The organism is Pseudomonas sp. KK4, from assembly GCF_001984065.1.
In the GTDB taxonomy this organism is placed as follows: Bacteria; Pseudomonadota; Gammaproteobacteria; order Pseudomonadales; family Pseudomonadaceae; genus Aquipseudomonas.
Genome location: NZ_LYVP01000234.1, coordinates 1 through 2,116, shown reverse-complemented (window position 1 = coordinate 2,116; position 2,116 = coordinate 1). Strand labels below are relative to the sequence as shown.

The 2,116-nt window shown below is 61.1% G+C and carries 4 protein-coding genes; 3 read left to right on the top strand and 1 reads right to left on the bottom strand.

The features are described 5' to 3' along the window. The coding region (locus B0W55_RS29230; RefSeq protein WP_077049364.1) for an NUDIX hydrolase at nucleotides 1-517 on the bottom strand (517 nt) is incomplete at its 3' end. 147 nt (nucleotides 518-664) lie between these two features. Here B0W55_RS29230 and B0W55_RS29225 point away from each other — a divergent pair. The 3 genes from B0W55_RS29225 to B0W55_RS29215 are packed head-to-tail and all read left to right on the top strand — an operon-like array spanning nucleotide 665 to nucleotide 2,049. Further along, nucleotides 665-1,264: a CoA pyrophosphatase gene (locus B0W55_RS29225; RefSeq protein WP_034150810.1), complete on the top strand. Its 600-nt coding sequence runs from the start codon at nucleotides 665-667 to the stop codon at nucleotides 1,262-1,264. A gap of 48 nt (nucleotides 1,265-1,312) precedes the next feature. After that, nucleotides 1,313-1,837: a gamma carbonic anhydrase family protein gene (locus B0W55_RS29220; protein ID WP_077049363.1), complete on the top strand. Its 525-nt coding sequence runs from the start codon at nucleotides 1,313-1,315 to the stop codon at nucleotides 1,835-1,837. After that, complete coding sequence (locus tag B0W55_RS29215; RefSeq protein ID WP_077049362.1) at nucleotides 1,834-2,049, top strand: DUF1289 domain-containing protein; 216 nt, start codon at nucleotides 1,834-1,836, stop codon at nucleotides 2,047-2,049. The genes B0W55_RS29220 and B0W55_RS29215 overlap by 4 nt, the downstream gene beginning before the upstream one ends. Nucleotides 2,050-2,116: the final 67 nt, after the last annotated feature.

Genomic DNA, 2,116 nt, shown 5'->3' with positions numbered 1-2,116 from the left:
ATTCGGACCTGACGGGGTAGACCTCGGCCCGCCGGTCAGCGAAGAAGCATTCTAAGGTACGGCCCACGGTGCGGAAAGCCAGCTCGTCCCAAGGGATGTCCGCTTCGTCGAATAATTGCACGTCCAGGCTCTCGGGACCGGCGGCGAAATCCAGATCCGCCAGTTCGGCCCGAAAAAACACATGCACCTGGCTGATGTGCGGCACGTCGATCAGGGTATAGATGCTCAGGTTGCGCACCCGGGCGCAGGCTTCCTCGGCGGTTTCACGAATGGCGGCCTGTTCGATGGTCTCGCCGTTCTCCATGAACCCGGCGGGCAGGGTCCAGTAACCCAGGCGCGGCTCGATGGCGCGGCGGCACAGCAAGACCTGCTTGCCCCAGGTGGCCACGCAGCCGGCGACGATATTGGGGTTCTGATAATGGATGGTCTGGCAACTGTCGCAGACATAACGCAGGCGCGAATCGCCTTCGGGAATGCGCTGGGTCACCGGGTTGCCGCACTGACTGCAAAATTTCATGCTTGGGTTCCTGAATGCTGTGCCTATCTTGGCGTGCGGCGGTGTCTGTCGGCAAGTTGTCGTTTAGCGACACACCACTGTCCGGGGGGTTGGGCGACCGCAGTGATTGGTGCATGATGCGGGGTAAGGCACAGATCGAGAACACTCATGCTGGACGAGCTACTGCATCGGGTAAGCAACCACACACCGCGCACGCTGGAGACTGACCGTCGTTTCCCCGAGGCTGCCGTACTGGTCCCCATCACTCGCAGTGATGAGCCAGAGCTGGTGCTGACCCTGCGTGCCAGCGGGCTCTCGACCCATGGCGGCGAAGTCGCTTTCCCCGGTGGTCGCCGCGACCCTGAAGACCCTGACCTGATTTTCACCGCCCTGCGCGAGGCCGAAGAAGAGATCGGCCTGCCGCCCGGCCTGGTCGAAGTCATCGGCCCATTGAGCCCGCTGATCTCCTTGCATGGCATCAAGGTCACCCCTTACGTCGGCGTGATTCCCGATTTCGTCGAATACCAGGCCAATGATGCCGAAATAGCCGCGGTATTCAGCGTCCCGCTGGAGTTTTTCCGCAAGGACCCGCGCGAGCACACCCATCGCATCGATTACCAGGGACGCAGCTGGTACGTGCCGAGCTATCGCTATGGCGAGTACAAGATCTGGGGATTGACGGCGATCATGATCGTCGAGTTGATCAACCTGCTCTATGACGCGAAAATCAGCCTGCACCAGCCGCCCAAAAGCTTTATCAATACCTGAAGCCATCATTCGAATGGCCTGAACACCTGATGCCTTGAGGACAACCCAATGAAATATCGCCTGGGCGACGCCCGTGTCGAAACCCATCCACAGAGCTGGGTCGCCCCCAATGCCGTGCTGGTGGGCAAGGTCAAGCTGGAAGAGGGCGCCAACGTCTGGTTCAACGCCGTGCTGCGCGGCGACAACGAGCTGATCCTGATCGGCAAGAACAGCAACGTGCAGGACGGCACCGTGATGCACACCGACATGGGCTACCCGCTGACCATCGGCACCGGGGTGACCATCGGCCACAACGCCATGCTCCATGGCTGCACCGTCGGCGACTACAGCCTGATCGGCATCAACGCGGTGATTCTCAACGGCGCGAAAATCGGCAAGAACTGCATCATCGGCGCCAATTCGCTGATCGGCGAAGGCAAGGAGATTCCGGACGGTTCGCTGGTCATGGGCTCGCCGGGCAAGGTGGTGCGCGAACTGACCGAACAGCAGAAGAAAATGCTCGAAGCCAGCGCCGCCCACTATGTGCACAACGCCCAGCGCTATGCCCGCGATCTGGTCGAGCAGGAACAATGAACACGCCTGAACGCCCCGTGGCCTCGCCCTGCGTGAACATCTGCGCGCTGGACGACGATGACATCTGTACCGGGTGCCAGCGCACGGTCAAGGAAATCACCGGCTGGAGCCGCATGAGCAACGACGAGCGGCGCACGGTGCTGGGGTTGTGCCATGAAAGGGCCAAAGCCAGTGGGTTGGTGTGGATGATCGGGGCAAAGCCCGGCAATTAAGGTGCTTTTAAGGTGCTTTTGTGGCGAGGGAGCTTGCTCCCGCTGGCTGCGGAGCAGCCCCATTTAA

Coding starts and splice junctions, on each gene's coding strand:
- B0W55_RS29225 (WP_034150810.1), top strand. CDS start 665: ATGCTGGACGAGCTACTGCATCGGGTAAGCAACCACACACCGCGCACG.
- B0W55_RS29220 (WP_077049363.1), top strand. CDS start 1,313: ATGAAATATCGCCTGGGCGACGCCCGTGTCGAAACCCATCCACAGAGC.
- B0W55_RS29215 (WP_077049362.1), top strand. CDS start 1,834: ATGAACACGCCTGAACGCCCCGTGGCCTCGCCCTGCGTGAACATCTGC.